Raw genomic sequence first — 23880 nt, forward strand, 5'->3', positions numbered from 1 at the left:
AAAGCCCAACTATTGACCGCCAAATCGTTCCTCGGCCAGTTGATCCGCAACGGCTGTGGTGGTTTTCCCCTCACGTTCTGCGCGTTTAAATATTTGCTCAAGGGTCGTACCAATGCCCTCTATATGCGCCTTCAGCTCAAGGGCACTGCCGCCACTGCGCTCAAAATAGATATCGATAATTCCGCCAGCATTGATTGCATAATCCGGGGCATACAGAACTCCGTTATTACGCAACTCTTCCGCTAACTGAGCATCAGCCAGTTGATTGTTAGCTGCACCGGCAATAATCGGTGCCCGCAAAGCATCTAGGACCCCTAAGTTGATAACCCCACCCATGGCGCACGGCGCAAACACATCAACATCCAGCCCATAGATATCATTCTGCGTCACCGCGCTGGCACCTAGTTGTTCCACCGCCCGGCGCACATTGGCTTCAACGATATCGCACACCCACAGCTGCGCCCCTGCATCATGCAGGTGCCTGGCGAGGTTAAAACCCACCTGCCCTACGCCTTGAATAGCCACGCGCAAGCCTTTGAGATCATCCCGACCCAGGCGTTGCTTAACTGCAGCTTTTATCCCGACAAACACGCCATAGGCCGTTGCAGGAGAAGGGTCACCACTGCGCTGGCCACCTTCAAGCGTCTCACGCACGCCGGCGCCCGCAACATGACGTGTACGCTCGGCCATGATCTGCATTTCAGCGACACCCGTTCCTGAGTCCGCAGCCGTGATGTAGCGGCCGCCCAAGCTGTCAACAAAGTCGCCCATTGCCTGAAACAGCGCTGCACTTTTATCCTTGTGCGGATCGCCAATAATCACCGCTTTGCCACCGCCCAAAGGCAAGTTTGCCAACGCTGACTTATACGTCATCCCACGTGACAGCCTGAGCACGTCACGCAGTGCTGCTTGATCATCGGCGTAGGGCCACATCCTGCACCCTCCCAGCGCCGGCCCGAGATTGCGATTATGAATGGCAATAATGGCCTTCAGCCCGCTTGCTTTATCGTGACCAAATACCACCTGCTGATGGTTATCGAACTCGACATGAGAAAATACTGACATGCTGACTCCCCCAGCCCTCAGTGAAGGCTGGTTCAATTGATAGCGAAAGCCGCGGCATGGTTTGCCGCGCCCCGATAGATAGGCGAAAACAGCTCACATCACGCGGCTGGTTCATAAAGTTTGACTGCGGAAATTTCGCTGACCAGCATGCGCGCCTGTAACTCGCTGGCGAGGGTTTGCGCCTGCGCGACTGCATGCGCCTTGATATGGCCATAACCGCGAATCTGCTCAGGCACTTCTGCCAGAGCCACCGCACCGCTGTAGTTATTCGCATTCAAGTTGGCGATAATGAAAGCCACTGTCCGCTCGTATTGCGCCAGCAGTTGATGCTCCATCTTACGTTCAGCGCTGTGACCGAATGGATCCAAAGCCGTACCGCGTAGGAACTTGAACTTAGCCAACACGGCAAAAGCCTTGAACATCCACGGGCCAAATTGACGCTTGCGCGGCTCACCGTTTGTGGACGAGCGATCGCTTAGCCAAGATGGCGCCAGATAAAACTGCAGCTTGTAGTCACCCTCAAATTGCGCCTGCAATTGCTTGATAAACTCACCATCGCTGTAGAGTCGCGCCACTTCGTACTCATCTTTGTAAGCCAAAAGCTTGAAGTAATAGCGCGCAACCGCTTTGCTCAAGCGCTGGTCTGCATGGCTATCAATGCCCCTTACCTGCTCGACCAATTGGCGATAGCGCTGGGCGTACTTAGCACTTTGGTACTGAGTCAAATAACCCACCCGGAACGCCACAATCTCTTCCAGGGTTTCGCTGCGCGGTGCCTGGCTAAGCACCGGCTTGGCCAGTTTCTCAACAGCCGCGAGATCATGCGCGCCGCGCCGCCCCCACAAAAATGCCTGTTGATTCAGCTCGACCGCCACACCATTAAGCTCAATGGCTTTATTGATTGCCTCAGATGACACCGGCACGAAGCCTTTTTGATAGGCGTAACCGAGCATAAATAAGTTGGTGGCAATGGTGTCACCCAACAAGCGAGTGGCCAGGCGAGTGGCATCCACAAAATGCGTTTTAGCCGCACCCACCGCTTCAGTCAGTGCTTCGCGCATCTGCTCGCCCGGCACCTGAGCGTCCGGGTTGCGGGTGAATTCCGCCGTTGCCGCTTCATGGCTGTTGATCACCGCATGGGCGATTTGATCATTGAGCTTAGCCAAAGCATCTTCACTGGCTGCAACCACCAGATCACAGCCCAGCAGCAAGTCAGCTTCACCGGCAGCAATACGCACAGCGAAAATATCGTCCTGCTTGGCCGCGATACGAATATGGGTCACAACAGGACCAAACTTCTGCGCCAGGCCTGCCTGATCAAGCACGCTACAACCCTTACCCTCGATATGCGCAGCCATCCCCAACAACGCGCCAACGGTTGTGACACCACTGCCACCAACGCCGGGCAAGAGGATGTTCCATGGCCGCTGCAAACCAGGCTGACGTGGCTCAGGCAATGCGATAAACAGCGCGTTTACTCCCACCGCTTCCGGCTTGCGCAAACTACCACCATGCACAGTTACAAAGCTTGGGCAGAAGCCTTCAACACAGCTGAAATCCTTATTGCAGGCGTTTTGATCGATCTCACGTTTGCGCCCCAGTTCGGTTTCCAGCGGCAATACCGCCAGGCAGTTGGATTTAACACTGCAGTCACCACAGCCTTCACAGACTGCCGGGTTGATAAAGGCACGCTTTTGCGGATCGACCAACTTGCCGCGCTTGCGCCGACGACGCTTTTCAGTGGCGCAGGTCTGGTCATAAATAATGACCGAAACACCTTTGAACTCACGCAATTCCCGCTGAACCGCATCCAGATCAAGGCGGTGGTGAAAGCTGACTATGGGCGCAAAACCGTCGCGACTCGGGTATTTATCGGGCTCATCACTGACCAGCGCAATGCGCTTGACGCCTTCGGCAAATACTTGCTGGCTGAGTTGATCAACACGTAACTCACCATCAATCGGCTGGCCACCGGTCATGGCCACTGCATCGTTGTAGAGAATTTTGTAGGTGATATTAACCCCGGCAGCCACCGCCGCACGCAGCGCCAACTGGCCTGAGTGAAAGTAGGTGCCGTCACCCAAATTCTGAAAAATATGCGGCGTATCGGTAAAGGGGGCCTGACCGATCCACGTCGCGCCCTCACCGCCCATCTGGGTGAATGTATCGGTGCTGCGGTCCATCCACTGGGTCATGTAATGGCAACCAATGCCACCTTGTGCACGGCTGCCTTCAGGTAACTTGGTCGAAGTGTTATGCGGGCAACCCGAGCAGAAATGCGGCGTGCGTACCGTGGTGTGTTTTGGCGCGGCGAGTGACGCCTCTTTAGCCGCCAGGAAGGCCAGTCGCGCCTGAATTTGTTCACTGCTGTAAATCGGCTCAAGGCGCTTGGCGATGGCTCGCGCGATCATCGCCGGGGTCAGTTCGCTGAGGTTTGGCAACAGCGACTTACCGCTTTCATCAAACTCGCCAACCACTCGCGGGCGCTTGCCCACCGGCCAGTTATACAGCTGACCGGTCAACTGATCCTCAATGATGCCGCGCTTCTCTTCAACCACCAGAATCTCATCGAGACCTTCGGCAAATTGATGCACTGAAACCGGCTCCAGTGGCCAACTCATCCCCACCTTGAAGACGCGTAGACCCACCTGCGCGCACAAGTTCTCGTCCAGCCCTAGATCTTCAAGGGCCTGGCGAACATCCAGATATGACTTACCGGTTGTGATTATGCCCAAGCGCGGATTGGGGGAATCAAGCTTTATCTGATTCAGGTTATTGGCCAAGGCAAACGCCCGAGCGGCGTAGATTTTGTAAATATTCAGGCGCTTTTCCTGCACCAGCGGCGGGTCCGGCCAACGGATATGAACACCGTCCTCGGGCAGCTCGAAGTCAGTGGGGTACTTGACCTCAATGCGCAGCGGATCCACATCAACCACCGCAGAAGAATCAACGTTTTCAGCGATCGTTTTTAGTGCAACCCAGCAGCCACTATAGCGCGAAAGCTCCCAGCCGATGATCCCATAGTCAAGAATCTCCTGAACATTTGACGGGTTCAGGACCGGAATGGAAGCCGCAATGAATGCATGCTCACTCTGGTTGGCAATGCTTGATGACTTACAACCATGGTCGTCGCCGGCCAGCAACAATACGCCGCCATGCTTCGAGACGCCTGCCGAGTTACCGTGTTTGAACACGTCACCACAGCGGTCGACACCCGGTCCCTTGCCGTACCACATGGCAAATACGCCGTCGTAGCGTGCGCCCGGAAATAAATTGGTTTGCTGGCTACCCCAAACCGCAGTTGCAGCTAACTCTTCGTTAACCCCGGGTTGGAAGTGGATGTGGTTGTCTTTGAGAAACTGCTTGGCTTCCCACAGGCTTTTATCCAGGTTGCCCAGCGGCGAACCTCGATAGCCAGAGATAAAGCAGGCGGTATCCAGCCCTTGGGCTACATCTCGCTGCTTTTGCAACATGGGCAGGCGCGTCAACGCTTGGGTGCCGGTCAGGTAGAGATGACCCGTTGCAAGGCGATACTTGTCATCCAGGCGGATTTCGGCCAGAGACATGTGGGCGCTCCTTTTATTATTTTGGCGAGCTGAGTGGCATCGGTTATTGCCACCCTATTAATCAGTACGGGATCACCGCACCGACATCTGCTTAAGAATATGACTCGTCGGTACTGATTTTTTATTTCTAAATTGGCACAAATACAGCAATACTGAGCATGAGCTATTCAATAAAAACAACTAAATTGGATTATTCATGCAAGATAAATTGAGCCCCATTGATCGCAAGATTTTGCGCTTGCTGCAGCACAATGCGGACCTCTCCGCCGCTGAGATAGCGGAAAAGGTCGAACTGTCGCAATCACCCTGCTGGCGGCGGATTCACCGCATGCAAGAAGAAGGTTTGATTGAGCGCAAAGTTGCCTTGCTCAGCCACAAGCAATTGGGGTTCAGTACAACCGTGTTTGTTGATATCAAATTGTCGGCGCACGGGCGCAACAATTTAGAAGAGTTCGAAAAGGCTATTGTCGGCTATCCGCAAGTACTGGAATGCCACACCATGGCGGGTGGCTCTGACTACTTACTTAAAGTGGTGGCCAAAGACATTGCAAGCTATGAGCGTTTTTTACGCGATCACCTGCTACAACGCCCCCACGTTCAGGAGGCGCACTCAAACATCGCCATGAGCGAAGTCAAACGCACCACCGAACTCCCCCTGGATTAGCCAGTTGCTAGGCGCAGGCGCGCTTAGGTCCAATCAGGCTGATAAGGTTGGCAACGGTTTGCTCAAAATCACGCGAGTTATCCAGCACTACCAACTGCTCATCGCCGGCAGCCACTTCACTGCTGAATTGCGCATTGCGCGCTAATCGCTGCTCTATCTCGGCCACACTCTCGCGACCACGCGCCAGCAGACGCTCGCGCAACACGGCCTCATCGACTCTGAGCAACACCGCGAGCATGTCAGGGTAACGGCCGCGGGCCTCGGCCAAATAGGCTCGAGAGCCGTTGACTAATACGTTATCCCCTGCGGCCAACCAGCTATTTATTTGCCTGGGAATGCCGTAAGCCAAGCCATTAGCCTGCCAACTCATGGCAAATGCACCGACCCACTTCTGCTCATCAAAGGCCGTGGGGGACAGCGATACAGCATCCTCCCCCTGCGCCTCAGCAGAGCGCGTAATAACTCTGCGTGCAACGCGACAACCCATTTCTGCCAGTTGTTCGCGTGCAGCATTCAATAGGCTGTCCTTGCCAGACCCCGAGGGGCCAATAAGATAGATCAACCTACCCGCCATCAATACACCTTTAATACGTAAATCACCGACTACCTGAGAGGGAATCATAGGCCTTGTAACGCTTAACCAACACCCCTTCAGCGACCGTCTGAGCGAATTATTAGTGCGTCGAGCGCATCAGACTCTTAATCAGTATCGGCTTCATTACCCAGTACATGAGTGCTGCGGGGCAGAGCCAGCAGCTGCTGGCCTGCACAAAAAAACATATCCAAGCCTTGGGGGAAATTATTACGACCACTGCGCTGCTGCCAGAAGGTCTGCGTTAGCGGCAAACTCACACGTCTGACGTCAATGAGTCCATTGCTGCAAGCCTGCTTCACGCCTGGACCGCGCCATCGCAATTGTGGCCCAGCACAGAGGTTGTCTAACTGAACAATCAAGGTGCACGCATGACTCGGGTGCCCGCCAGTGCCATTGTCAAAATCAGCCAAATCATCGAGCTCAACTGGCCCCAACAATGCAAAACGCGCCGCTTGCCGGCGCTCCACAATCGAACAACCACAGTGCAACGCTAAAGCTGCACGCACACCTGGGGTGTCAATACTTGGCCCCAGCCACAGTTGTGAGCTCATATCCAACAAGGCCAGGCACAGGGTAAATGTCGCCTCATCCAACGGCGACTGCACATACTCCCAGCCAAGGCACTGAATCTGCCCAGGTGAAGCCATCGCCTGCTGTGCAAGCGCCAAGAAGCTGGCCGGCCTTTTCAACACTGGAGCGTTAAACTCGTGCTGCGTAACTATCACACCGAGTGCTGCACTCATCAGCCTGCCTCCTCTACATCTTTAACACTAGCCAGTTTGACTTGAGCCGCAATACACCGCTGGTCAGTAGCTTCCTGCTTTTAGCTGACCAGCACTCGCCAAAAACCAAAATGATGTCAAAATAGAACTATCGACAAACGCAATATTTGTGCAATTTAGTGGCGAAATTTCAGGAAAAGTAGCAGTTGCGGGTGTCAATCAAATGACTCTGCAGGATCGACAAGAAATCGGCTTTAGCCTGTATTCACAGGCATAAAGTGAGGGGATTATTTTTTTATGCTTAGTAAAGCTCAAATAATCCACGACCCACTGGCAATAATTTGCAGATTGATTGAAAATAGCGACATATAATTGGCGTCAAAAAGTCACCAAAATTTGCACTATATCTTAAATGATATGGATTGCACTTCTAGCTGAACGGCTAGGCAAAAAGATGGTCTTAACCGGTGACAATTATGCAGCGCAAAGCACGCATCGACTCTCTGACTAACCGGTTTCTAAAGTATGCGACCTATGACACAAGCTACCTACTCCAGCCGCACAGCTGATAAATTTGTTGTTCGTCTACCAGACGGTATGCGCGAGCGCATTGCTGATGTAGCACGCAATCACCATCGCAGCATGAATTCCGAGATTATTGCCCGCCTAGAGCAAAGCATGCTCCAAGAAGGCAGTTTGGATGCCGAACTAAACGTGCGCCTCGACAGCCCCGAACTGTCGCTGCATGAACGCGAGTTGCTTCAGCGTTTTCGCCAACTCACTCGCAGGCAACAAAACGCCCTTGTAGCGCTAATCGCCCACGACGCTGAAATGGCGGCTGAAGAAGCCTAAACAATACTCAAGTAAGACAAAAAACCGGCCTCAGCCGGTTTTTTATTGTCCGCCTATCTCCATTGGCGGCATCAGCTATAGGCAAAGCTAACCAACAAAACTGAGCAACACACCCGCCGCTACCGCAGAACCAATAACACCCGCAACGTTAGGCCCCATGGCGTGCATCAACAGGAAGTTCTGCGGATTCGCCTCCAAGCCGACCTTGTTCGATACCCGAGCGGCCATTGGCACTGCCGAAACCCCTGCCGAGCCAATCAGCGGATTGATCTTGTTGCTGCTGAACAGGTTCATCGCCTTAGCCATGAGCACACCTGCCGCCGTTCCACCACAAAAGGCCAGCATTCCCAGGGACAGGATGCCCAGCGTCTTCAGTTGCAAAAAGGATTCGGACGAGAGCTTGGATCCCACGGTCAATCCCAGGCAAATCGTGACAATGTTGATCAGCGCGTTGCGTGAAGTATCAGCCAACCGCTCCACCACACCAGCTTCACGCAACAAGTTGCCGAAGGCGAACATACCCACCAGAGGCGCTGCGTCCGGCAGCAGCATACCCACCAGCAAACACAGGATCAACGGGAAGACGATCTTCTCCGCCTGCCCCACAGGGCGCAGTTGTTGCATCACGATTGCGCGCTCTTCCTTAGTGGTTAACGCACGCATAATCGGCGGCTGAATCAACGGCACCAGCGCCATATAGGAATAGGCGGCAACTGCAATCGGCCCCAATAAATCAGGCGCCAGTTTGGACGTTACAAAAATCGATGTCGGACCGTCCGCGCCGCCGATAATCGCAATGGAAGCGGCTTCACGCAGGGTGAACTCAAGCCCGGGAATCCCTAGCGACGCAAGTGCCAGCGCACCAATGAGCGTTGCAAAAATACCAAACTGCGCAGCAGCACCAAGAAACAGGGTTTTGGGATTCGCCAACATCGGACCAAAATCAGTCATGGCCCCCACACCCATAAAGATCAGCAATGGGAACACACTGGTTGGCAGGCCCACCTCGTAGAACAGGTGCAGAATGCCGCTCCCCTCTGCCATGCCTGCAACCGGGATATTGGCCAGCACGCCGCCAAAGCCAATCGGAATCAACAACAGCGGCTCAAAGCCTTTTTTGATGGCCAGATAGATCAGCAGCAAGCAGATGACGATCATCAGCGCCTGACCTGCCTCCAGATGATACAGACCTGTGCTTTGCCATAACTTCAGGAGCTTTTCCATAAGCCTCCCCTAGCCGATAGTCAGCAAGCTATCGCCCACTGCCACAGCATCTCCGACCTTGGTAGAGACCGCACCAACAGTGCCGGCCTTGAATGCCCGAATCTCGGTTTCCATTTTCATGGCTTCCAGAATGATCACCAACTGACCCTCTTCAACCACATCACCCGGCTTTACCAGCACTTTGAAAATATTACCTGCCAGCGGAGCAACTTGAGGCTCACCACCCGCCACAGGTGCAGGCGCTACAGGAGCACTTGCTTGACCGGTACTCGCGAGCGGCTTGAGACCCGTGATATCACCACCCTCACTGACCTCAACCACATAGCTTTGCCCCTTGACCGCGACGGTATACACCGCCGACTTGCCAGGTTCCGCCTGCACAACGGGCTGACCATCAGGCACAGGCTCGAATGCTGCCGGATTGCCTCGATTTTGCAAAAACTTCAGGCCAATCTGCGGAAACAGCGCATAGGTCAGCACGTCATCCACCGCGTCAGCTGCCAGAGCAAAGCCCTGTTCCTTGGCAAGGGCTTCAAGCTCTGCGCTGAGCCTTTCCATTTCATCGTCAATCAGATCAGCGGGGCGACAGGTAATCGCCTGCGCACCCTCCAACACCCGCGCCTGCAACTGCTGATTAAATGGCGCCGGTGCCGAGCCGTATTCACCCTTGAGAATACCGGCAGCCTCTTTGGTGATGGATTTGTAACGCTCCCCCGTCAGGACGTTAATCACCGCCTGCGTGCCAACGATTTGCGAAGTAGGCGTGACCAGCGGGATAAAACCCAAATCCTCACGCACCCGCGGAATCTCTGCCAACACCTGGTCAAACTTGTCTTGAGCCCCTTGCTCCTTGAGTTGACCTTCCATATTAGTCAGCATGCCGCCCGGCACTTGCGCGACTAAAATCCGCGAGTCGATACCCTTGAGGCTGCCTTCGAATTTGGCGTATTTTTTCCGCACTTCGCGAAAGTACGCCGCGATTTCTTCAAGCAGCAACAGATCGAGCCCGGTATCACGCTCAGTCCCTTGAAACATCGCCACCACCGACTCGGTCGGGGAATGGCCATACGTCATCGACAAAGACGAGATTGCGGTGTCGACGTTATCAATACCCGCCTCAACAGCCTTCAAAATAGCCACACTGGACAGACCCGCAGTGGCATGGCATTGCATATGAATAGGGATAGACAGGCTGGTCTTCATCCGCGTCACCAGCTCAAACGCCGTGTAAGGAGTCAGAATACCGGCCATGTCTTTGATGGCGATGGAATCAGCCCCCATGTCCTCGATCTGCTTGGAGAGATCCAACCACATGTCCAGCGTATGTACCGGGCTCGTGGTGTAAGAAATCGTGCCCTGCGCATGTTTACCTTGCTGCTTCACGGCTTTGAGCGCAGTCGAAAGATTACGCGGGTCGTTCATTGCATCGAACACACGAAAGACATCAACCCCGTTAGCCGCTGCACGCTCTACGAATTTCTCGACAACATCATCGGCATAGTGACGATACCCGAGCAGGTTCTGGCCACGCAGCAGCATCTGCTGGCGCGTATTGGGCATCGCCTGCTTGAGCTGGCGGATACGCTCCCACGGGTCTTCACCCAGGTAGCGAATACAGGCGTCAAACGTGGCACCACCCCAGGACTCAACCGACCAGAAGCCGACCTTATCGAGTTTTCCTGCGATGGGCAGCATGTCTTCAAGGCGCATGCGCGTTGCCAAAATCGATTGATGGGCATCACGCAGCACCACATCAGTAATACCTAAGGCCCGCTGAGCAGCAGTGTTGGTAACTGTCATCCCTAAATTCCCTGTCTACTTTGGGTCAAGCACGGCGTTGGCGATGCTGATGGATTGCGAGCTGAATAGCTTCCAGCACATCGGCTGATGGCTCCTGAGCAACTGCAACCGGAGCACGCACTGGAGCAGGCTCTACAACTGGCGAAAAACGCTCCAATAGCCGCGCCATGATGCGAATTGAAAACACCAGAAGCGTCAGGAAAACAAACACTGAACCCATGCCAAAGAACATGAGTTCGACGCCTTCGAGCACAAGATTAGTTGAAGCCATGATCAGTCCCTTTAGCGACAAATTGCGCCTATCTTGCCTGCACAGGCGACCACACTAATACCTGGCAAAGTTGCCGAACCTTAGCCTGAAACAAGCGTTTGAGCAAACCTCTTAGTGTGAGCGAATCCGCGCCATCAACCCTGCCCAGCCCAAGCACGACCAGCACCAAGCAATGACCGCAAGGCCTCGAAACTACCCAAATGATGGAGGCATCGAGGCCCTGCACGGACCTCGAGCACAAGAGCCAGAACAGGCCCTAGATAAGAAACAGTGAAGCCAACCCCAGAAAGATAAAGAAACCACCGCTGTCAGTCACCGCAGTAATCATCACACTCGCACCCAATGCCGGGTCGCGCCCCATGCGGACCAAGGTCATCGGAATCAGCACGCCCATCAAGGCAGCAAGCAACAAGTTCAGGGTCATGGCCGCTGTCATCACGATGCCCAACGAGTAACTGTCATAGAGAATCCAGGCCACTGCGCCGATCACCCCACCCCAGACCACACCGTTGATCAGCGAAACAGCCAGTTCTTTGCGCAGTAAGCGTGAGGTATTGCCTGTGCTGACTTGGTCCAACGCCATCGCCCGGACAATCATGGTGATGGTTTGGTTACCGGAATTGCCACCGATACCCGCGACAATCGGCATCAATGCCGCCAACGCAACCAGCTTCTCAATCGAACCTTCGAACAAGCCGATTACCCGCGAAGCCATAAAAGCCGTGATCAAATTGATCGCCAGCCACGCCCAACGGTTTCGCAGTGACTTCCAGACCGAGGCAAAGATATCTTCCTCTTCGCGCAGACCCGCCATATTGAGGACTTCGCTTTCGCTTTCCTCACGGATCAGGTCGACCATTTCATCGATGGTCAAACGGCCAATCAACTTGCCGTTTTTATCCACCACCGGTGACGAAATAAGGTCATAGCGCTCAAACGCTTGCGCCGCATCATAGGCGTCCTCGTCCGGATGGAAGCTCACCGGGTCAGTCGCCATCACCTCACGAACAATTTTTTCTGGATCATTTACCAGCAAACGCTTAACCGGCAAAACACCCTTGAGTACGCCATCGTGATCGACCACGAATAGTTTATCGGTGTGCCCTGGTAGTTCCTTCAAGCGCCGCAGATAACGCAATACGACCTCAAGGGAGACATCCTCACGGATTGTCACCATCTCGAAGTCCATCAGAGCACCGACCTGCTCCTCTTCATAGGACAACGCCGAGCGCACGCGCTCACGCTGTTGCGCATCGAGGGTTTCCATCAGCTCGTGAACGATGTCACGCGGCAGCTCGGAGGCTAGGTCGGCCAGCTCATCGGCGTCCATCTCCATCGCCGCAGCCAGGATCTCATGATCCTCCATGTCCGCCAGCAAGGTCTCACGGACCGCATCGGACACTTCAAGCAGGATATCGCCGTCACGCTCAGCCTTAACCAGCTGCCAGATCGTCAGACGATCAGGCAGCGGCAGTGCTTCAAGGATGTGAGCAACGTCAGCCGAGTGCAGTTCATCGAGCTTGCGCTGGAGTTCGGCGAGGTTTTGCCGGTGGACCAGGTTTTCAACCAGATCCCGGTGATGGCCTTCCTGACGGTGCGCCAGGTCTTCCACAAGCTTTTGCTTGTGCAACAGCTCGACCACCTGAGCCAGGCGATCCTGCAGGCTTTCTTGCGGCTTTTTAGCTTCTACTTCTGTCATGTGGCGCACTCCATCCCCAGCGACGGCGCACGCCAAAGGGGATCAATCAGTCAGTCCGTGATTGCACAATCGAAATTCGGTGTAACTACTGGGTAAGTCCATGGTGGTATTCCACAAGCCTCGGCGAGGCTGACGCAACGATGATAACACTGCTCAGACGCTTTGCACGTTACAAAAGTTTCCAAGAACAAATGGTTACAGGGAAAACCTGAGGACGACAATAACTAAAGCATCACACCCAACACGCCCCTGCTCTGCCTTCCGCAAGCTGACAAGCCAGTCCATTAGCTAGGCTGTCGAACACCCCTTAATCAGGGTTAATAATCCCTACACAGCAATGCGACGCACAGATATGAACTCAAGACACTTACAAGCAATCGCACTGCGACCATCAAGGAGGACGACCCATGCACAAGCTCGCAACTCTGGCACTGAGCGCACCTCTAACCTTAGCCTCAAGTGTTTTTGCCGAGAGCGTATTTCGCTGCGAAGACAGCCAAGGCAATTTGACATTTACCAGCCACGGCTGTCCCACCGATCAAAGGCAACAGCGTGAGAACCCGCAAAATTTGACACCCAGCAGCGGAAAACCCATTCCACTGGCCAGCCCGAAGCGCGACATCAATCAAACAAGCAATACTGGCGTCATTGTGGTCGGGCAGCGCCAGGATGGTTGCGGCAACCGTATCACTGGCAGCCAAAGACGTACTGCGATCATAAAAAAGCAAATACTCGCCGGAATGACCAAAGCCGATGTCGAGAGCGCACTTGGGCAGCCACAAAGAATTGATCGTAACAATGGCCGACTCAGCTACCACTACCAAGACCTGCAAGGTAACAAGAGCAAGGTTAGCTTTGATCAGGCTGGCTGCGTCAAAGGTCGGTAAGGAGCGATTGCTTCGACTGGTAAAGCATTATTTTTCGCCCACAACGAAAAAGGGCCTGCATCGCTGCAGGCCCTCTTCGTTACCGCTATATGGTGCACTCAGGAGGATTCGAACCTCCGACCGCTCGGTTCGTAGCCGAGTACTCTATCCAGCTGAGCTATGAGTGCATTAGTGATTTTTTAGACCAGCTCACCTCTGGTTAAACAAGAAGCCTTACAAGCGTAAGACAACTTTGAATATGGTGCACTCAGGAGGATTCGAACCTCCGACCGCTCGGTTCGTAGCCGAGTACTCTATCCAGCTGAGCTATGAGTGCACTAAAGCGTGCGCATTATAGGGAATTTAAAACTTATTTCAACCGTTAAATTTAATAATTTCAACAACTTATCAAACCAACGATGAACAACCCTATACTGCAAAATAATGGCGGAGAAGGGGGGATTCGAACCCCCGACACCCTTTTGAGATGTACTCCCTTAGCAGGGGAGCGCCTTCGGCCACTCGGCCACCTCTCCGCAACACGGGGCGCATGATAACCATGTTTTCCCCGTTTGCAAAGCCAAAATTTCAATTAAATTAATGGCTTGGTTCTTCGTCTTTCTCTTTCTGGATTCGCTGGTAAATTTCTTCACGGTGCACGGCTACTTCTTTCGGGGCGTTAACCCCAATGCGCACCTGATTACCTTTGACGCCAAGTACGGTGACGGTGACTTCATCACCCACCATTAGGGTCTCTCCGACCCTACGAGTCAGAATCAGCATTCCTTTCACCTCATGGAAATTTAACGGGACAACAGTCTGCAAATATAAAGTGGTGTCGACGGTTACCAATTACAAGTAAAGCCTTCACCAAAGTATTGACCAGTAAAGCAGGAAATAAAGTTCCTGCCCTCGCAGTCAAAAAAGACAAAAGGCGCTGGTTTTAAGCAGCGCCTTTTGAATATTCCAATTTAGTCGACCTGGCGAGCCGGGGCGTCTAAATCAAAAGCTGTGTGCAGCGCACGCACCGCCAACTCCAAATACTTCTCTTCGATCACCACCGAGACCTTGATCTCAGAAGTCGAAATCATCTGAATGTTGATGTTTTCTTTGGCCAAGGCTTCAAACATCTGACTGGCAACCCCTGCGTGAGAGCGCATACCAACACCGACGATCGAGACCTTGGCAATATTGGTGTCACCCACCACCTCACGAGCACCGAGCTCACGGGAGGTGTTTTCCAACACCTGCTGAGCACTCTGGTAGTCATTGCGGTGCACGGTAAAGGTAAAGTCAGTGCTCTTATCGTGGGCGATGTTCTGCACGATCATGTCCACTTCAATGTTAGCCGCACTGATAGGCCCAAGAATCTTGAAAGCAACGCCCGGAACATCCGGCACTCCACGGATAGTCAGCTTGGCTTCGTCGCGATTAAAAGCGATGCCGGAGATGATCGGCTGTTCCATGGTTTCCTCTTCATCAATGGTAATGAGGGTGCCTGGCCCCTCTTGAAAGCTGTGCAGCACGCGCAGCGGTACATTGTACTTACCGGCGAACTCAACGGCGCGGATTTGCAGCACCTTCGAGCCCAAACTGGCCATTTCAAGCATTTCTTCAAAGGTAATCTTGTCCAGGCGTTGAGCCTTGGCGACAACCCTTGGGTCGGTGGTGTAAACACCGTCAACATCAGTGTAGATCTGGCACTCATCAGCTTTTAACGCCGCAGCCAAGGCAACCCCGGTGGTGTCCGAGCCGCCACGACCAAGCGTGGTGATATTGCCGTGCTCATCCACACCCTGGAAACCTGCAACCACAACCACGCGCCCTTCTTTAAGGTCTTTACGCAGCTTGTGGTCATCGATCTGTAAAATTCGCGCCTTATTATGCGCGCTATCGGTCAAAATTCGTACTTGGTTACCCGTGTACGAAATAGCCGGAACCCCGCGCTTAATCAACGCCATGGCCAACAGGGCGATAGTCACCTGCTCACCGGTTGAAACCATCACATCCAACTCACGCGGAACGGGCTGATCACCAATCTGCTTGGCCAGCTCAATCAGGCGATTGGTTTCGCCGCTCATGGCCGAAACCACCACAACGATATCATCACCGCGTTCGCGGAATTTCTTAACCTTCTCAGCCACCTGCTCGATACGCTCGACAGTGCCGACGGAGGTGCCTCCAAATTTTTGTACGATCAAAGCCATTTCAATGCCGCCTAAGCCCGCGAGGGGCGCCCATTAAACATGCAACTGCTCGCCTGCACTGGACGAGCACAATCACACAGCCGTTACAGACCTTGTTCGACGAAAGTGGCTGCAAGTGCCAGCGCACCATCCACAGCACCGGCATCTACACCACCGCCTTGCGCCATATCTGGACGACCGCCGCCCTTACCACCTACGGCTGCTGCCGCTTGTTTCATCAGGTCACCGGCCTTGAGTTTGGCGGTCAGATCCTGAGTTACACCCGCGACCAACACAACCTTGTCGTCGAGCACTCCACCGAGCAGGATCACTGCACTGCCGAGCTTATTCTTGAGCTGGTCAACCATCGCCAACAAGGCCTTACCATCAAGCCCATCAACTCGCGCGCCAAGCACCTTGACGCCTTTGATTTCAACTGCAGAACCTGCCAAGTCATTACCGGCAGCGCTGGCAGCCTTAGCCTTGAGCTGCTCCAGCTCTTTTTCCAGCTGACGGTTACGCTCGATTACACCGGATAATTTGTCCAACAGGTTTTCACGGCTGCCCTTGACCAGTGCAGCGGCTTCCTTCAACTGTTCTTCGGCACCATTGAGGTAGGCAAGCGCCTGCGCTCCGGTGACAGCCTCAATACGGCGAACACCCGCGGCAACACCCGCCTCGCTGGTGATCTTAAACAAACCGATGTCACCGGTACGCGAAACGTGCGTGCCGCCACACAGCTCAACCGAGAAGCCGCCGCCCATGGTCAGCACGCGCACATCATCGCCGTACTTCTCACCGAACAGGGCCATTGCACCCTTGGCCTTAGCGGTTTCAATATCAGTTTCGTCGGTTTCGACTTCGCTGTTCTTACGCACCTCGGCATTGACGATATCTTCCAGCGCCTTGAGCTGCTCTGGCTTGATCGCTTCAAAGTGGCTGAAGTCGAAACGCAGTCGCTGACTATCAACCAATGAGCCTTTCTGGGTAACGTGATCACCCAAGACCTGGCGCAGTGCGGCGTGCAGCAAGTGAGTTGCCGAGTGATTCAAGGCCGTGGCCTGTCGCACATCGGCATCCACTTCAGCCTTCACTGAAGCGCCCACGGCCAGACTGCCTTGAGTGATGATGCCATGGTGCAAGAATGCACCACCTGCCTTGGTGGTATCGCGCACATCAAAGCGCACACCCGCACCTTCCAAATAACCGCTGTCACCGATCTGTCCGCCAGATTCAGCGTAGAAAGGCGTTTGATCCAGAACCACCACACCCTCCTCTCCTGAGTTCAGGGTGTCGACAGTCTGACCATCTTTAAACAGCGCAATAATTTTGCCGCTGCCAGAGGTCGCCTCATAACCAAGGAAGTGCGTATCGCTATCGACCTTGACCAAATTGTTGTAATCCATGCCGAACGAACTGGCCGAACGTGCGCGCTCGCGCTGCGCCTGCATTTCACGCTCAAAGCCATCTTCATCGATGGTCAACTCACGCTCGCGGGCGATATCTGCTGTCAGGTCAACCGGAAAACCAAAGGTGTCATACAGCTTGAACACCACATCACCCGGGATCACAGTGCCTTTAAGCTCAAGCAAATCCTGCTCAAGAATTTTAAGGCCCTGCTCCAGCGTCTTGGCGAACTGCTCTTCTTCAGTTTTCAGTACGCGTTCGATGTGTGCCTGCTGCTGCTTAAGCTCAGGGAAAGCATCGCCCATCTCGGCCACCAACGCGGCAACGATTTGATAGAAGAAGCTGCCCTTGGCACCCAACTTGTTACCGTGGCGACATGCACGCCGCACGATACGGCGCAGCACATAGCCACGCCCTTCATTCGATGGGGTAATTCCGTCAGCAATCAAGAAACCGCATGAGCGGATATGGTCAGCCACTACTTTCAGCGAAGCCTGACCTTCGTTGACGCAGCCAATGGCGTTGGCCGAGGCATTCAACAGGCTTTGGAACAGGTCAATGTCGTAGTTCGAGTTGACGTGCTGAAGCACGGCACTGATACGCTCAAGCCCCATGCCGGTGTCCACACTTGGCGCTGGCAGCGGATGCATCACGCCATCAGCCGTGCGGTTGAACTGCATGAATACGTTGTTCCAGATTTCGATATAGCGATCGCCATCTTCTTCAGGCGACCCCGGAGGCCCGCCCCAGATGTGCTCGCCGTGATCGAAGAAAATCTCAGTACACGGGCCGCAAGGGCCAGTGTCACCCATGGCCCAGAAGTTATCTGAAGCGTACGGCGCACCTTTATTATCGCCAATGCGGATCATCCGTTCAGCAGGAACACCGACTTGCTGGGTCCAGATATCGAACGCTTCGTCATCGCTGGCGTAAACCGTAACCCAGAGTTTTTCCTTCGGCAGGTTCAACCAGTTTTCAGAAGTCAGAAACTCCCAGGCGTAATGAATTGCATCACGCTTGAAATAGTCGCCAAAGCTGAAGTTGCCCAGCATCTCAAAGAAGGTGTGGTGGCGCGCGGTATACCCAACGTTTTCCAAATCGTTGTGCTTGCCGCCTGCACGCACACATTTCTGACTGGTGGTAGCGCGGGTGTAAGCGCGTTTTTCCAGGCCTAGGAAGCAATCTTTGAACTGATTCATACCTGCGTTGGTAAACAGCAGGGTTGGGTCATTACCTGGAATCAGTGAACTTGAGGCAACACGCGTATGCCCCTTCTCTTCGAAGAAGCGGAGGAAGGCTTCACGGATTTCTGCGCTTTTCATAGGCTTTTCCACGGAATTAGGCGGTTCTGCATAGGTTTCAAAGCATACAAGGCGGCGGCCAAAATTAGCCAAAACAGCTCAAATACACTCATGACAAACGGTAAACACGTGCTCCAGAGCAGGTTTCGGGCGCAAATTTAGCGCACGCGAACAAATGCCGGAGCCACGGCAAAGGGCCGCATTATATAGGGCCTGAGCAATCGGTACAGCGTTTGTGCGATAAAGGTCAAGATTGTTTGAAATCAGCAAAGCCTTTAAGCACCTGATTGATGTCATCTGCACTGACATCCAGATGGGTCACCATACGCAATCGAGCGGCTGCCGTGAGCTTAATCCCACGCTCGGCAAAAAAGCTTTTCAACGCACCCGCCTGCTCACCAACCTGCGCATAAACCATATTAGTTTGCACGGGCTCCACACTGAAACCCAGTGCCCGCAAGCCCTCGCCGAGCGCCTGCGCATTAGCGTGGTCTTGCGCCAAGCGCTCAACCTGATGCTCCAACGCATACAGGCCTGCGGCTGCAAGCAAGCCGGCTTGACGCATGCCACCCCCGACCATTTTACGCAGGCGTCGCGCTCTGCCGATAAATTCGGCGGTACCGCACAGCACTGAACCCACTGGAGCGCCAAGCCCTTTTGATAGGCACACCGATACAGAATCGAAGTGACGGGTGATTTCCAGCGGCTCGACACCCAACTTGACCGCTGCGTTATACAGCCGGGCACCGTCTAGATGCAGGCTCAGGCCGTGCTTATTGGTAAAATCGCGGGCTGCTGCCAGATAAGCCAACGGCAAGACTTTACCCTGCATGGTATTTTCCAGTGCCAGCAAACGGGTGCGGGCAAAGTGGAAGTCATCCATCTTAATGGCTGCTGCAACCTTGGCCAGATCCAGCGTGCCATCGGCCTCGCCTTCAATCGGTTGCGGCTGAATTGAACCCAACACTGCAGCACCACCACCTTCATATTTATAGGTGTGGGCTTGTTGTCCAACAATGTATTCATCGCCACGCTGACAATGCGCCATCAACCCAAGCAGGTTGCTCATGGTGCCCGTTGGAACGAAAAGACCCGCTTCAAAGCCAAGCTTGTCCGCCAGGTAAACTTCGAGGCGGGTAACAGTCGGATCCTCACCGTATACATCATCGCCCAACTCTGCAGCTTGCATCGCCTCACGCATTCCGGCGGTTGGCAAGGTCACTGTGTCGCTACGCAGATCGATAATGGGCATGGGCAGGGTTTCCTTGAGGTCGTAAGCAATGGCTAAAGCAAGGATGCTAAAGGCTGGCCGCACGACTCACAAGGTACAGTTAAGGGCGACTTGAGCGTGACGCGTTCTCACCCACCGACAACGGCTGTGAACGTCCGAGCCTTTTCCAGACTTGAGCGTTTTGCAGGGCAAGCGTCGCGTTGCCCCAGCCTACGCCAATTCGGCACCATCGCTGGGGACAATCAAAATACCGGCGCGCAAACCATTTTTCACCGCCGGATTAGGGAATATGATCCGCTCGCCCTGCTCAATGATCCAACGCACGTCCCGAGCATCTTCAGCGAGCAGGTAACCCGCCGGTAACTCAGTGAAATTTTCAATATCAGCCGGCAAATGCATCGCAAATGCATCGCTGTGCTTGATCACTTCACGGGCCACCGTAAAGACCTGCAAACCATCAAGCCCCGAGGCTTCATGCTCAGGCTCCTTTCCCTCGATGATCTGCTGTATGCGCGCCTCTAATAGATCGAGGTTCACCAACTGGTTCTCACCAAATGCCCGCGCCTTGCCCAACTCCAGGGTGAAAGCTTCTGCGTTGAGGGTTTCGTAAGTGAAAGCGCTGAAGGTGATTGAACGCTTGCTTTGCAGCAGCACCGCATCAATGCCACCGGCATTCAATCGCTCAAGCTCGCGGCGCGAATGTGCACGCCCTTCAATCCAGGGGTACATGGCAAACTGTTCAATTTTTGAGCCACGAATGGCCGTGTGTAAGTCGTAGTGTAGGCGCGAGCGATCAGGCTCACGAAAAAAAGCAGTTGCCAGATGCTCAAGCTCACTGGCACGAATGGCCTCAAAGCCCTCTGCCTGCTCGTGACGACCATTAAACAGACGATTGAGGTCTTGCTCTACATAGCGCTCGCCTTGGCGAATCGCCTGAGGATTGCCAAATAAAATCAGGATACGCACGCAGGGTTTAATTTCGCTGCGGGCAATGCCGTGAAGCAGTCGATCGAGCAATTCGATAGGCGCAGTTTCATTGCCGTGCACCCCCGCCGACAGCAACAAATCGAGGCCATTGTCCTTGCCCGCTGGCGGGGTAATCTCAAGCGCACCCTCAGCCAGCCAGCGCAAACGCGTGCCTTCGGCAGTTACCTGGATCTTCGTTGCAGGCTCGCGACCGGCCAACGTCAGTTCAAGCAATTTTCCTAAGGCAAGCATATAAAACTCCGATTTGTCTGCCAGCTTAACTTCAGCCCAAGTCAAAAGCGCCTATAGCAGGCAGCGCGGGGCTAGAAGCACGATCAGTGATTGCAGTCAGGACCGTGCACATGGCCATCCTGTCCGTCATCATCCAAATCTGCACTCTCCATTTCCAGCTCAAGGCTTACCAAATTGGTCGCCAATGGACGCAGCAACAAGTTGGCGTATTCAGTATCACCTTCAGCAACATCGACACCAATCATTAACTGGTTGTTACCGACTTGCTGAATCCATACCTCTTTACCCTGCCAGACCACAGCAAAACGCGTACAGGACGTTTCCAGTTGGGTGCCGTCGGTGTCTTCAAGAATCAGTTGCAGGGCATCATTGGACATGGTCAAAGCTCTCTATTAAGCGAGTTGGAATGAATAAACTGAGCCTAGTTTAAGGATCTGTGTCAGTTCATCCAATGCCGTACGGCATTCAATTAGCAATTGCGGATCAGCCAGGTCGTTTTCGCTCAAACGATCGCGGTAGTGTTTATCGACCCAGACATTCAGTGTGTCATACAAACCCGGGCTCATGATCACACCCTGATTGACTGCTTGCAGCTCCTTCTCTTTGAGCGCTACGCGTAAACGCAGGCATGCAGGTCCGCCACCGTTTTGCATGCTTTGCTTGAGATCGAAGACTTTAACTTCACGGATAGGCCCGTTGCCACCGGTCAACTGCTGCAAGTAGTTCCAGACATTAGTGTTATTGCGACACTCTTCCGGGACGATCAACAACATGCCGCCATCGGCGCGGGTGAGCAGCTGGCTGTTAAACAAGTAGGACTTCACCGCATCGTCAACACTTACCGCATTGCGCGGCACGCATACTGGCTTGAAGTCAGCGCCTCGGCGACCCAGCTTTTCAGCAAGTTCAGCCAGAACTTTTTCGGTGTCGAGGAAAGCGTCCTGGTGATAGAACAGCACTTCACCGTTACCCACCGAAATCACGTCGTTGTGAAACACCCCTTGATCAATCACCGCTGGGGTTTGCTGGGCGTAAACCACAGCCTCATCACTTAAACCATGTAAGCGCGCAATCGCCTGCGATGCTTCAAGGGTTTGCCGGGCCGGGTAATTTTGCGGCGAAGGAAAACGGCTATCAAAGGCGCTGCGACCGAAGACAAAAAACTCAACACCCGCATCGCCATAACCTTTGCAGAAACGCGTGTGGTTTGCAGCGCCTTCGTCGCCAAACTGCGCAACGGCAGGCAACGCAGCATGGTGTGCAAAATGCTGCTGATCGACAAACATGCCAGCCAAAATACGACTAGTAGTCGGGTGTTCGATTGAACGGTGAAACTTGCAATTGAGGTTGGCAGCCGTGAAATGCACACGGCCATCAGCGGTATCAGCGCTCGGACTTACGGTGCAGGCGTTGGCCGTCCACATGCTCGACGCCGAACAGCTTGCAACCAGCAGAGGCATGGCCTCCTTGGCTGCTCGACTGATCACCTGAGCGTCAGTACCGGTGAAACCAATACTGCGTAGCACATTGACGTCCGGGCGTTCTTGCGGAGCGAGTACACCCTGCTTGAAACCCATGTCCATCAACGCCTTCATTTTGGTCAAACCCTGCTTCGCCGCCTCTTTCGGGCTGGAGCCTGCTTGACTATTACTTTGCGAAGCAACGTTGCCATATGACAGGCCGCCGTAGTTGTGGGTCGGCCCAACCAGACCATCAAAGTTCACTTCAAAAGCATTGCTCACAGGCTTACTCCCGGCGTCAGAGTGGCTGGCAGGCTCAGTGTTTCCGTTTCCAGCGAAGCAACCGGGTAAGCGCAGTAATCGGCAGCGTAATAGGCGCTGGCACGGTGGTTACCCGAGGCGCCGACACCACCGAAAGGTGCGGTGCTTGCTGCACCGGTTAACTGCTTGTTCCAGTTGACGATACCGGCGCGGCTTTGCAGCCAGAACTGCTCGTAGCGCGCTTTGGAATCAGACAACAAGCCTGCTGCCAACCCGAAGGCGGTATTGTTGGCCTCACGAATGGCATCGGCAAACTCAGCGTAGCGAATCACTTGCAACAACGGGCCAAAGAACTCTTCATCGACACGCTCAGAAACGGCGCTCACATCAATAATGCCGGGTGTAAGTAAGGCAGAGGTCGCCGAAGGCTGGGTCATTTCCAGCAGTACCGTGGCACCATTGGCCACAAGCTGCTGCTGCGCCTTGATCAAGTGTTCGGCTGCCGCCAATGAAATCACCGATCCCATGAAGGGAGCAGGCTGAGCATCAAAGGCACCGACATTAATATCAGCGGCAACCCTGACCAGACGCGCCAGCAAAGCATCGCCCCACTCGCCTTGCGGCACCAGCAAACGCCGCGCACAGGTACAACGCTGCCCCGCCGAGATAAACGCCGACTGAATAATGGTGTAGACAGCGGCGTCAACATCCGCCACCTGATCAACCACCAGTGGGTTATTACCCCCCATCTCCAGCGCCAGGATTTTGTCTGGGCGGCCAGCGAACTGATTATGAAGCAAGTTGCCGGTGCGACTCGACCCCGTGAAGAACAGGCCATCGATACCGGTGTTTGCCGCCAGGGCAACACCGGTTTCGCGGGCACCCTGAACCAGATTGAGCACGCCCTCTGGCAGCCCGGCTTCAATCCAGCATTTAACCGTTATTTCAGCGACTTTAGGCGTCAACTCGCTGGGTTTGAACACCACGGCATTCCCCGCCAGCAAGGCTGGAACAATGTGACCATTGGGCAGGTGGCCGGGGAAGTTATAAGGACCAAACACCGCCACAACCCCATGTGGCTTGTGACGCAGCACAGCAGTGGCATCCGCTAAAGGACCACTCTTTTCGCCGGTGCGCTCGCGATAGCTTTGCACCGAGATGGCCACTTTATTAACCATGCTACTGGCCTCAGTTGCGGACTCCCACAACGGCTTTCCAGTTTCCTCGCCAATGGCATGGGCCAACTCATCAGCATGCAGTTTGAGGGTCGCAGCAAAGGTATCGAGCACTTCAATACGCTGATCAAGACTGCGTAACGCCCAAGCCGGGAATGCTGCGCGAGCAGCGTCAACCGCTGCACCAACCTGTTCAGCGCTGGCCTCACGACCCTCCCAGAGTACAGCCTGAGTCACTGGATTTAGGGATTGAAACGCCGCGCCCTGCCCGTCCTGCCAACGCCCTGCTATGTAATGAGTGCTCATGTTGTTTTACC

General features: G+C 54.2%; 19 protein-coding genes and 3 tRNA genes. 3 read left to right on the top strand and 19 right to left on the bottom strand.

The window, feature by feature from the left end; genetic code table 11:
• Window positions 1-9: 9 nt before the first annotated feature.
• A complete protein-coding gene (locus ACIGCM_RS02655; RefSeq protein ID WP_397500471.1) occupies window positions 10-1065 on the bottom strand; it encodes a Glu/Leu/Phe/Val dehydrogenase dimerization domain-containing protein in 1056 nt (351 codons plus the stop codon).
• A 98-nt stretch (window positions 1066-1163) separates the two neighbouring features.
• Window positions 1164-4631, bottom strand: coding sequence for an indolepyruvate ferredoxin oxidoreductase family protein (locus ACIGCM_RS02660; RefSeq protein ID WP_397500472.1), 3468 nt, complete (start codon window positions 4629-4631; stop codon window positions 1164-1166).
• 196 nt (window positions 4632-4827) lie between these two features.
• On the opposite strand from ACIGCM_RS02660, the gene ACIGCM_RS02665 reads away from it, so the two are divergent.
• Entirely contained in the window at window positions 4828-5295 is a 468-nt protein-coding gene (locus ACIGCM_RS02665) for an Lrp/AsnC family transcriptional regulator (protein ID WP_339485903.1), read from the top strand.
• 7 nt (window positions 5296-5302) lie between these two features.
• On the opposite strand, the gene phnN is transcribed toward ACIGCM_RS02665, so the two are convergent.
• Window positions 5303-5869: a phosphonate metabolism protein/1,5-bisphosphokinase (PRPP-forming) PhnN gene (phnN, locus tag ACIGCM_RS02670; protein ID WP_397501101.1), complete on the bottom strand. Its 567-nt coding sequence runs from the start codon at window positions 5867-5869 to the stop codon at window positions 5303-5305.
• Between the two features lie 125 nt (window positions 5870-5994).
• On the bottom strand, window positions 5995-6633 hold the full coding sequence (phnH, locus tag ACIGCM_RS02675) for a phosphonate C-P lyase system protein PhnH (protein ID WP_397500473.1): 639 nt from the start codon (window positions 6631-6633) through the stop codon (window positions 5995-5997).
• A gap of 504 nt (window positions 6634-7137) precedes the next feature.
• Between phnH and ACIGCM_RS02680 the strand changes: the two genes are divergently transcribed.
• Window positions 7138-7464, top strand: coding sequence for an Arc family DNA-binding protein (locus ACIGCM_RS02680; RefSeq protein ID WP_397500474.1), 327 nt, complete (start codon window positions 7138-7140; stop codon window positions 7462-7464).
• A gap of 87 nt (window positions 7465-7551) precedes the next feature.
• Here ACIGCM_RS02680 and ACIGCM_RS02685 read toward each other — a convergent pair whose 3' ends face one another.
• The 4 genes from ACIGCM_RS02685 to mgtE all read right to left on the bottom strand — a co-directional run bounded on the left by ACIGCM_RS02685 (window position 7552) and on the right by mgtE (window position 12458).
• A complete protein-coding gene (locus ACIGCM_RS02685) occupies window positions 7552-8688 on the bottom strand; it encodes a sodium ion-translocating decarboxylase subunit beta (protein ID WP_397500475.1) in 1137 nt (378 codons plus the stop codon).
• Window positions 8689-8697: 9 nt separating this feature from the next.
• Window positions 8698-10488 (bottom strand): sodium-extruding oxaloacetate decarboxylase subunit alpha, encoded by a 1791-nt coding sequence (gene oadA, locus ACIGCM_RS02690; protein ID WP_397500476.1) that lies wholly within the window; start codon window positions 10486-10488, stop codon window positions 8698-8700.
• Window positions 10489-10513: 25 nt separating this feature from the next.
• Window positions 10514-10759 (bottom strand): OadG family protein, encoded by a 246-nt coding sequence (locus tag ACIGCM_RS02695; RefSeq protein ID WP_397500477.1) that lies wholly within the window; start codon window positions 10757-10759, stop codon window positions 10514-10516.
• Between the two features lie 256 nt (window positions 10760-11015).
• On the bottom strand, window positions 11016-12458 hold the full coding sequence (gene mgtE, locus ACIGCM_RS02700) for a magnesium transporter (RefSeq protein ID WP_397500478.1): 1443 nt from the start codon (window positions 12456-12458) through the stop codon (window positions 11016-11018).
• Window positions 12459-12865: 407 nt separating this feature from the next.
• On the opposite strand from mgtE, the gene ACIGCM_RS02705 reads away from it, so the two are divergent.
• Window positions 12866-13345 carry a DUF4124 domain-containing protein gene (locus tag ACIGCM_RS02705; RefSeq protein ID WP_397500479.1) on the top strand — a complete coding sequence of 160 codons (480 nt, stop codon included), beginning with the start codon at window positions 12866-12868 and terminating at the stop codon, window positions 13343-13345.
• A gap of 90 nt (window positions 13346-13435) precedes the next feature.
• Here ACIGCM_RS02705 and ACIGCM_RS02710 read toward each other — a convergent pair.
• The 11 genes from ACIGCM_RS02710 to astD all read right to left on the bottom strand — a co-directional run bounded on the left by ACIGCM_RS02710 (window position 13436) and on the right by astD (window position 23869).
• Window positions 13436-13512 (bottom strand) — tRNA-Arg (locus ACIGCM_RS02710).
• 72 nt (window positions 13513-13584) lie between these two features.
• Window positions 13585-13661 (bottom strand) — tRNA-Arg (locus ACIGCM_RS02715).
• Window positions 13662-13769: 108 nt separating this feature from the next.
• Window positions 13770-13860 (bottom strand) — tRNA-Ser (locus tag ACIGCM_RS02720).
• Between the two features lie 61 nt (window positions 13861-13921).
• Complete coding sequence (gene csrA / locus ACIGCM_RS02725) at window positions 13922-14107, bottom strand: carbon storage regulator CsrA (protein ID WP_010490393.1); 186 nt, start codon at window positions 14105-14107, stop codon at window positions 13922-13924.
• Between the two features lie 188 nt (window positions 14108-14295).
• Window positions 14296-15531: an aspartate kinase gene (locus tag ACIGCM_RS02730; protein WP_397500480.1), complete on the bottom strand. Its 1236-nt coding sequence runs from the start codon at window positions 15529-15531 to the stop codon at window positions 14296-14298.
• A gap of 83 nt (window positions 15532-15614) precedes the next feature.
• Window positions 15615-18239, bottom strand: a complete 2625-nt coding sequence (gene alaS, locus ACIGCM_RS02735) for an alanine--tRNA ligase (protein WP_397500481.1) — start codon at window positions 18237-18239, stop codon at window positions 15615-15617.
• 226 nt (window positions 18240-18465) lie between these two features.
• A complete protein-coding gene (gene ltaE / locus ACIGCM_RS02740) occupies window positions 18466-19470 on the bottom strand; it encodes a low-specificity L-threonine aldolase (RefSeq protein ID WP_397500482.1) in 1005 nt (334 codons plus the stop codon).
• 189 nt (window positions 19471-19659) lie between these two features.
• Window positions 19660-20667: a succinylglutamate desuccinylase gene (gene astE / locus ACIGCM_RS02745; protein ID WP_397500483.1), complete on the bottom strand. Its 1008-nt coding sequence runs from the start codon at window positions 20665-20667 to the stop codon at window positions 19660-19662.
• Between the two features lie 83 nt (window positions 20668-20750).
• Window positions 20751-21044 (bottom strand): topoisomerase II, encoded by a 294-nt coding sequence (locus ACIGCM_RS02750; RefSeq protein ID WP_397500484.1) that lies wholly within the window; start codon window positions 21042-21044, stop codon window positions 20751-20753.
• A gap of 15 nt (window positions 21045-21059) precedes the next feature.
• Window positions 21060-22409: an N-succinylarginine dihydrolase gene (astB, locus tag ACIGCM_RS02755; protein ID WP_397500485.1), complete on the bottom strand. Its 1350-nt coding sequence runs from the start codon at window positions 22407-22409 to the stop codon at window positions 21060-21062.
• Window positions 22406-23869: a succinylglutamate-semialdehyde dehydrogenase gene (gene astD, locus ACIGCM_RS02760; RefSeq protein ID WP_397500486.1), complete on the bottom strand. Its 1464-nt coding sequence runs from the start codon at window positions 23867-23869 to the stop codon at window positions 22406-22408. The genes astB and astD overlap by 4 nt, the downstream gene beginning before the upstream one ends.
• Window positions 23870-23880: the final 11 nt, after the last annotated feature.

Source organism: Pseudomonas sp. NPDC078700 (genome assembly GCF_044542375.1).
Classification (GTDB): Bacteria; Pseudomonadota; Gammaproteobacteria; order Pseudomonadales; family Pseudomonadaceae; genus Aquipseudomonas.

Bases quoted from the DNA above. Each gene is read 5' to 3' on its own strand.
- ACIGCM_RS02655 (WP_397500471.1), bottom strand. From the start codon at position 1,065: ATGTCAGTATTTTCTCATGTCGAGTTCGATAACCATCAGCAGGTGGTA.
- ACIGCM_RS02660 (WP_397500472.1), bottom strand. From the start codon at position 4,631: ATGTCTCTGGCCGAAATCCGCCTGGATGACAAGTATCGCCTTGCAACG.
- ACIGCM_RS02665 (WP_339485903.1), top strand. From the start codon at position 4,828: ATGCAAGATAAATTGAGCCCCATTGATCGCAAGATTTTGCGCTTGCTG.
- phnN (WP_397501101.1), bottom strand. From the start codon at position 5,869: ATGGCGGGTAGGTTGATCTATCTTATTGGCCCCTCGGGGTCTGGCAAG.
- phnH (WP_397500473.1), bottom strand. From the start codon at position 6,633: ATGAGTGCAGCACTCGGTGTGATAGTTACGCAGCACGAGTTTAACGCT.
- ACIGCM_RS02680 (WP_397500474.1), top strand. From the start codon at position 7,138: ATGCGACCTATGACACAAGCTACCTACTCCAGCCGCACAGCTGATAAA.
- ACIGCM_RS02685 (WP_397500475.1), bottom strand. From the start codon at position 8,688: ATGGAAAAGCTCCTGAAGTTATGGCAAAGCACAGGTCTGTATCATCTG.
- oadA (WP_397500476.1), bottom strand. From the start codon at position 10,488: ATGACAGTTACCAACACTGCTGCTCAGCGGGCCTTAGGTATTACTGAT.
- ACIGCM_RS02695 (WP_397500477.1), bottom strand. From the start codon at position 10,759: ATGGCTTCAACTAATCTTGTGCTCGAAGGCGTCGAACTCATGTTCTTT.
- mgtE (WP_397500478.1), bottom strand. From the start codon at position 12,458: ATGACAGAAGTAGAAGCTAAAAAGCCGCAAGAAAGCCTGCAGGATCGC.
- ACIGCM_RS02705 (WP_397500479.1), top strand. From the start codon at position 12,866: ATGCACAAGCTCGCAACTCTGGCACTGAGCGCACCTCTAACCTTAGCC.
- csrA (WP_010490393.1), bottom strand. From the start codon at position 14,107: ATGCTGATTCTGACTCGTAGGGTCGGAGAGACCCTAATGGTGGGTGAT.
- ACIGCM_RS02730 (WP_397500480.1), bottom strand. From the start codon at position 15,531: ATGGCTTTGATCGTACAAAAATTTGGAGGCACCTCCGTCGGCACTGTC.
- alaS (WP_397500481.1), bottom strand. From the start codon at position 18,239: ATGAAAAGCGCAGAAATCCGTGAAGCCTTCCTCCGCTTCTTCGAAGAG.
- ltaE (WP_397500482.1), bottom strand. From the start codon at position 19,470: ATGCCCATTATCGATCTGCGTAGCGACACAGTGACCTTGCCAACCGCC.
- astE (WP_397500483.1), bottom strand. From the start codon at position 20,667: ATGCTTGCCTTAGGAAAATTGCTTGAACTGACGTTGGCCGGTCGCGAG.
- ACIGCM_RS02750 (WP_397500484.1), bottom strand. From the start codon at position 21,044: ATGTCCAATGATGCCCTGCAACTGATTCTTGAAGACACCGACGGCACC.
- astD (WP_397500486.1), bottom strand. From the start codon at position 23,869: ATGAGCACTCATTACATAGCAGGGCGTTGGCAGGACGGGCAGGGCGCG.